General features: G+C 57.7%; 7 protein-coding genes and 2 pseudogenes. 5 read left to right on the top strand and 4 right to left on the bottom strand.

All coding sequences use genetic code 11. The features are described from left to right. Positions 1-412: 412 nt before the first annotated feature. The 3 genes from MKZ91_RS31390 to MKZ91_RS31380 form a co-directional block, all read right to left on the bottom strand. Positions 413-781, bottom strand: a complete 369-nt coding sequence (locus tag MKZ91_RS31390; RefSeq protein ID WP_336174934.1) for a hypothetical protein — start codon at positions 779-781, stop codon at positions 413-415. A gap of 41 nt (positions 782-822) precedes the next feature. Then, positions 823-1,080 carry a hypothetical protein gene (locus tag MKZ91_RS31385; RefSeq protein ID WP_336174933.1) on the bottom strand — a complete coding sequence of 86 codons (258 nt, stop codon included), beginning with the start codon at positions 1,078-1,080 and terminating at the stop codon, positions 823-825. A 722-nt stretch (positions 1,081-1,802) separates the two neighbouring features. Then, entirely contained in the window at positions 1,803-2,885 is a 1,083-nt protein-coding gene (locus tag MKZ91_RS31380; RefSeq protein ID WP_336174932.1) for a fatty acid desaturase, read from the bottom strand. A gap of 788 nt (positions 2,886-3,673) precedes the next feature. Here MKZ91_RS31380 and MKZ91_RS31375 point away from each other — a divergent pair. The 5 genes and pseudogenes from MKZ91_RS31375 (at position 3,674) to MKZ91_RS31355 (ending at position 5,268) form a co-directional block, all read left to right on the top strand. Further along, a complete protein-coding gene (locus tag MKZ91_RS31375) occupies positions 3,674-3,883 on the top strand; it encodes a cold-shock protein (protein WP_336174931.1) in 210 nt (69 codons plus the stop codon). A 123-nt stretch (positions 3,884-4,006) separates the two neighbouring features. Next, positions 4,007-4,279 carry a cold-shock protein gene (locus MKZ91_RS31370; RefSeq protein ID WP_336174929.1) on the top strand — a complete coding sequence of 91 codons (273 nt, stop codon included), beginning with the start codon at positions 4,007-4,009 and terminating at the stop codon, positions 4,277-4,279. A gap of 45 nt (positions 4,280-4,324) precedes the next feature. Beyond that, positions 4,325-4,561, top strand: coding sequence for a 30S ribosomal protein S21 (gene rpsU / locus MKZ91_RS31365; protein ID WP_336174928.1), 237 nt, complete (start codon positions 4,325-4,327; stop codon positions 4,559-4,561). A gap of 39 nt (positions 4,562-4,600) precedes the next feature. Beyond that, positions 4,601-4,821, top strand: a pseudogene (locus MKZ91_RS31360) (hypothetical protein). Positions 4,822-4,926: 105 nt separating this feature from the next. Beyond that, on the top strand, positions 4,927-5,268 hold the full coding sequence (locus tag MKZ91_RS31355; protein WP_336174927.1) for a hypothetical protein: 342 nt from the start codon (positions 4,927-4,929) through the stop codon (positions 5,266-5,268). Between the two features lie 211 nt (positions 5,269-5,479). Here MKZ91_RS31355 and MKZ91_RS31350 read toward each other — a convergent pair. Then, positions 5,480-5,726: pseudogene (locus MKZ91_RS31350) on the bottom strand (arsenic resistance protein); the annotation flags it as partial. Between the last annotated feature and the right edge of the window lie 908 nt (positions 5,727-6,634).

The following is a 6,634-nucleotide window of genomic DNA, read 5'->3' as shown; positions in this document are numbered from 1 at the left end:
CCCGCTGATATCCCTCCGGCCCTTGTCGGAAAGCACGGCAATCAGCCGTCAGCTACACCACTCCCATGGACACGATCGCGCAAGACCGCTGATTAAACTTCGAATCTTGGTGAAGCTGTCGCCGACTTTCTGGTTGCGGCGGATGCTCGTTGAGCGCAGCACGCCCGGCTAAAGATGTCTTCCATCACTGCGGGTGTGATCCTTCTCGCGTTGTACTTCCTCATGGCGCGTGAAGGCAGCGACAACACAGGTGCGGCCCTGCACGAGGCTTGGTTTAGGGAAAGACCCCTCGCGCGGGTGAGCATGGGGCCCAACAACCGCGCTGCCGGTCATTTTCTGGTACCCGAGGCGCGTGTCCCAAGTGGCGTAAGGTCGAGCCAAGAACAAGCCTGCTGTGAGAAAAAAGTTCCCGCTACTCGCCTCCGGCTGGTCGCGTTGTTGTCTCCAGGTAAATTCGCAGCGTCCGGATCATATTTGCTGCGTCCAATAGAGCAGTTTTGATCTGCTCGCCTGTCTGCGCCTCGACCGCTCCCGCCAAGGACTGAAAGGCAATCCCTGAGTCCTGTTTTGTCGAATTATCTGGAATGCTTGCTTGCTGCCGCATCTCGTTGATCGTTACCACGGCGCGCTGAAGTAGCCGGCGCTTTTCAAACGTTGTCAGGTGATCAGCCTGGCTTGCGGCCCAGACGAGTTCAGAGACGAACGAGGTGGTTAGCGACATGTGGTCCGGCCCATCCGGCGCGCTCTTGAGCGATTGATTGCAATTGCAGGGGTAGGTCACGGTCGGCGTCCTACCCAATTCAGTCAATGCCGCAGCTGGAGTCAATTGACGAAACGAGGGCTTATATTCGTGAGCAACATCGCGACCTTGTCTTCGATCGCCTTGCATTTGTCGGCGTATTCGGCTGCTAGCGGTTCATCCGACATCGCATGCCCGCTCAACTCGTCGCGAGTGACCACGGCCATCCCGTAGGCTTCGATCAGTGTGCTCAGCGCCAGGAATCGCAGTTCTGAAAGCTGTTTGCGGTGTCGTGGCAGCCGCATCATGAGGCGTGCTCGGCCGATTTTCTCAAAGTTCAATGGCTGTCGCCTCTCAGATCCAGGGCCGTCATTGTCCTCCATAAATTTGCTGTGAGCAACAACAATAGGAGCGTGCAGACCAACGGCGGGGAGCGGTTCGATCGGTTCATAATTGCGCCAACAGCGGCTGCGCAAAAAAGTTGCGGGCCGTCCCAGTAGGGGTGCTGTTTGGTATTCCGTCGAGACAGAACAACTGGTGGCCGAAAAGTTGGCATCGACACACGCGTCCTCGCAGGACAAACGCCGTCGAGCTTGATGTGTTCGCACTTTGCAATCCCGGCGGGACATTTCGGAATTTACCGTCGTGATCGGATTGGCCACTTCACTTGGCCCTTCTCCAGTACGCCGCACGGCTCGCTCTGGCTAGCGTTTGCCTAACCTCTCTCGTCCCGCGGCCCTAATTGAAAGGGATGAGTCAGACGAAAGACCAATGAGCCCGGCGCCGATGGCGGCTTCAAGGGTCTGGCTGTAATCGTCTCCCGCCAGCCCCTGTTTTTTGGAATGATTTTCAGCAGCCCCCCGTGTGACGGATGGCGACATCCCATATCGAACACTGTGGAAGGCACTCAGAATAATAAGAAGTTTTTCGTCCAAGCTCTTCATTGTCTACCTTCAATCTGTCTGATGATGGAGAGGGGAATGACCACTGGAGGCGGGCATTGAACCCACCGACGGTCACCTGCGTGTTTCGGTTCCTTGGTTGTGCAACATCGTTACCCTCGCTATCTCGCACGCGTCGACGAAGCTGATGTTGTTGCAGTTTGATGTGCTTCTGCTTCTCGAAATGACAACAGTCGCTGTGAGGCCTCGTCCCAAAGGACGAGCTTCACCAAGCCCAGGCTCTGCCTGATAGTGACGCGGCCCAATTCTCCGAGTTCCGGGTAATCACGCAGAACCTCAGGAAGTCTATAGAACGGAACGCGGCTCGATAGGTGGTGGACATGGTGCATACCTATATTGCCGGTGATCCAGCGCAAGGGGCGCGGCAGATCGTAGTGCGAAGCGCCGTGCATGGCTGCGTACTGGAACGTCCAGTCGGGAGGCCTCGACCAGTGAGTGTCTTCGAACTGGTGCTGAACATAGAACAACCAAACACCTGCAGCCCCAGCAAGAAGCACAATCGGCAGATGGATCATAAGAAATGGAACAGTACCAACTGCCCAGACAAGAAGACCAGAGAGTGCGGCAATGGCGACATTCGTTGCCATGGTGGAAACCCATGGCAGGGCGCCGGAGCGCATCATTGCGAACGGCAACCTCTGCTTGAACAGAAAAAGCCAGGCAGGACCGATGCCAAACATAACGAGCGGGTGCCGGTAAAGGCGGTATGCAAGCCGTCCTCTGCGCGTGAGAGCTCCGTATTCGGTAACGGTAAGGGTCCTAATGTCACCGACACCCCGCTCGTTGAGGTTGCCTGCCGAGGCGTGATGTTCGGCGTGGGCGCGGCGCCAATAGTCATAGGGTGTCAGTGTCAGCACCCCGATCATCCGGCCCGTCCAGTCATCCAGGCTGCGCCGGCCGAAAAAGGAACCATGCCCGCAGTCATGTTGCAGCATGAACAGGCGCAAGAGAAATCCAGCCGCAGGGACGATAAGGGCCATGCCCAGCCAGAAGCCGAAGTGCATGGAAGCCCACGCCCCCGCCCACAGCAGAATAAATGGCACAAGGGTCACCGTCAGTTCAAACGTGCTGCGGCCAACATACGGCTGTCGATACGCCGATAGGATCTTCAGCCAGGCTTTTTCCCGATCGGCGCTTGCTGCTGCGCGGCGGTCGGATGGCTGGCTCACTCTGGTTTTCTTCAAAGCGTCTTCCTAGTTGATGGTCTGACATGATCATCGTGGCCATTGCCACGGACGCATCAGGTAGCCTTGTGATTTTGGGGCGACATCTCGCTCAACTTCGAATCCAGCTTTCGGCGTTCGACGAGGATCGCCGGCGGAAACACCGACTGACGCGTTGGCGCTGCCCTGTCAGGCTGGAATAAGCCCTTAATGGGAGCATTTAGCTGTGCTGATGATCATGAGAGCCCTTCCGCAGCAATACTGAGAGCCGCCGCGCGAAACAGGGCCTCGATGGCGACTTTGAAAGGAAGGTTCGTTCACAGCGCGAAGCCAATCGCGCAATAACCAAAGCTAGCGAGCAAATTCGATAGATCGTTCTACCGGCATCTGCACCTAGGCGTCAATCGGCAGTTTGAATGCGTTCTCTGCAACATGTTTGTGGAGGCGGAGCACGTTTTGTGGAGGCGGGAAGACTTGCTCGTTGCGCTGGCCAGAGCGCGACCAAGACGGCTTTCATGCCTGTCGCGATATAGACTACTTTGGCTAGAGGGGCCGGGAATGGTGAAATAAAAATAAATAAACACATGAAAAGCCCGCCTTTTCAGGCTTTTAAAGAGGATTTTATCGGCCAAGAATTTAAAAAAATTAATATTTCTATTGAGTTTAAAAAAGTATCGTCTATATGTCGTTCATCGAATATTGCTTGTGAACTTTGACATGACGCTTTTGCGCGGCCAGATCTCCTTTCAAATATCGATCATGATCAGAGAAATATTTCTGGCAAACTCCACGATTGAAAGGAAACCATCATGGCTTCAGGCACAGTAAAGTGGTTCAACAGCACCAAGGGCTTCGGCTTCCTTCAACCGGATGACGGCAGCACAGACGTGTTCGTGCATATCTCGGCGCTTGAACGCGCCGGCCTGCGCTCGCTCGCCGACGGTCAGAAGGTGACGTTCGACATCGTCAGCGACCGCAAGTCGGGCAAGAACTCGGCCGACAATCTCAGGGCCGAATAGTTTGTCATTCGCCTTCTCTGACCACGGATGTACTGGCAGGGAGGCAGTTGGATGACGGGAAGAGGTCGGGGGAATAACCCGACCTTTTTGCGTCTTAGGGCCCCTCGGTTACAGGAGATTACTATGCGCTCTGTGGCCTACGAGATTGGCAACAAGGTCACGTTGAGGGTGAGTGGGACGCAGTCGGTCTTAAACAGCCGCGTCGGCCAGATTGTCGGCCTGTTGCCGGGAGATCGCGGCGAGGCCCGCTATCGCGTCAGGGTGGAAGGCGAGACGTTCGAACGATGTGTACTGGCGACCGACATAGAACACGTTGATACCGCGACTGACGACGCCCCTGAGGCGACCGCCACCGGGCCTTGGCTCAAGCCATTGAGCGCCAAGCGCGGCAGATAAGCACGCAGGCCATGGCCTTCCGCGACCAAAAAAGGAGAACGTCTTTTGCAAGTCCTCGTCAGAGACAACAATATCGATCAAGCTTTGCGGATTCTGAAGAAGAAGATGCAGCGCGAAGGCCTGTTCCGTGAATTCAAGGCGCGCAGCAGCTACGAGAAACCCTCGCAAAAGCGTGTGCGCGAAAAGGCAGAAGCGGTGAGGCGCCAACGCAAGCTTCAGCGCAAGAAACTCCAGCGCGAGGGCCTGCTGCCGGCGCCGAAGAAAGCGCCGCGACCGCGCTGAGCTTTCGGTGTCGCGCCCGTCCGCATCAGGAGATAGGCCATGAAGCCAGACCCCAACGCCGCATTCAAGCCGGCCAAGATCTCTGCCAGCGAGAAAGCGGCGGCCACCGATCATACGGCGAGAGCCATCGTTGCGGCCGAAAAGATCGCCCGCGAAAAGAAGACCGAGAAACTCAAGGCGCACGCCTTGAGCATGCTGATTCCGAAGCGGTTGTAGAGCTGCCCGAAAGTAAGCCGGGTCGTAAATCACGGCACCCGTGATTGCGCCTGGCACCAAACGCGAAGCCTCCATGAACGCAGCTACCAAGCTTAGGGTTGCGGTCTGTGTATTCGATACGACTCTCCCCGGCAACAGGAGGTGGCATCATGTCATCCGCACGCCAGCATTCATTGGCTCCTTCCGATCTGGCAATGCTAGATGGCGTATTGCGACGCGCCGGGTTTCACCAGCGCGTTGAGATCGATGATCACGAGAGCCTTCGTCTTGCCGCGGTCTTTCTGGTCGGACGGTTTCAGGCCGGCATAACCGCGGCAGACACCTTGCTTGCCGAACTGCAAAGCCGGAACGGGCTGCGCACCCCACGGCAGATTGAAACCGCAAATCTCGAACAGTGGGAGAACGACGGCGGAGCGCCGCAAAGAGCCAGTGCGATCACCCGCTATACCGGTGCTCGACGCCTATCCTGGCCCTCCCGGCGCAGCTTCTGAGCCGACATTGCACCCCGGCACAACCCCGACCGCGAAGGAGTGGTGCACCGGCGGATCGCCCTTGCGATGGACACTTTTGAGACGCATGTTCTGAACACGACAATGGACGATTTGGCTTATCGCGGCGTGAGAGGCACGCCACCCGACAAAATCTTATCGACAGCAGTGGGCCCCAAACGGCTTTGCACCGTTCGACACGCAGTTTCCCCGCGACCAGCACGCCGACGACCGTCGCCAACGCCGCGCCGAACTGGAGCCGAACAGGCTGATGCGGCGGCGACCGCAAGTTCGAAAAAGTTTGCTGGCCCCGAAGGCCCGGCGACGCAATGGCGCTCGCCTGACATCCGGTGCGGGACATAGGCAAGCCCTGAATTGAAATAGACTTGGATCAGGGAGGGACGGCCAGCAGCGCGATAGGCGTCGGCAGGCAGATGAATCTGCTAGCCCTGGAAGCCAAACGACGAGCGTCGCCAGAGGCCCACAGTTGAGATGCTCTTGCATCTCGCCGCGCGTCATCGCGGCGGCTGAAGGACGGTGTTCCGGCGGCAAAGTTCCAAGATGACGCTAGTTCCCTGGAAACGACCGGATCGAACCAAGCCTGTTCACGAACTCCGCAACTATGGTCGCTCGTGGTCATCACCGGCGACTGCCATGGCGCGGCGCTCGACGTTGTCCCGGAGGCGCGCCGTCGCCTCGATCTCGTGGTAGCTTATGTGGTGGAGGCTGCGCACGAGACGAGCGCTCCCGCGCCGGCCACAGCGGGCATTGGCTGCGAACGTTTATGAGCTGCGGCAAGAGCGACTACTCGAAATGCGGCGCATGCCGAGAGGGCGGGCACGGCAGCTGATTTGAAGCTCGCCGAAGCTGTAGCGGCTAGTGCAGTTGATTGGTTCGGTTTGGTGCTTATCATCAAGCAACGAGCAGAGCATCTTACCGCCGCACCAATCTTTCCCATCGATATTGTTGGCGAAGCACGTTGAATTGGCATCGACGCGCGCCATCCGGCTGCTTCCCCCTGCAACGTCGCTTTCGAAGAGGTGTGGCCCACTCGGCGGCGAAGGCCATTTCGGTCCCTCAATCGCGCCGCCCTGGTGGGGAACGGCTGGCGGCTGCGATTCATGCGCGCGACAGAACTCGTTCAGGAGCTCCAACTTGAATCCACCATCAACTCCTTACTGGATTCGGGGGCTGTGTTCGTACGCCTGTCTATAAATTGCGGGTGCCTGCCGGCCCTTGGTGGGCCGCCGTCTTATCCGGCGCTCCATATTGCATGCTTTGGCTAGCGTTTGCCTAGGGTCAGGACTTCGGTAACGGGGCCGTCTGAGTCAAGTAAAGCAAGTCGACCGCAGTAGCGCAGTCATGCTGC

Origin of the sequence: Ensifer sp. MJa1 (assembly GCF_037026475.1) — a bacterium.
Taxonomy (GTDB): Bacteria; Pseudomonadota; Alphaproteobacteria; order Rhizobiales; family Rhizobiaceae; genus Ensifer.
This window is presented reverse-complemented; position numbering and strand designations above follow the sequence as displayed.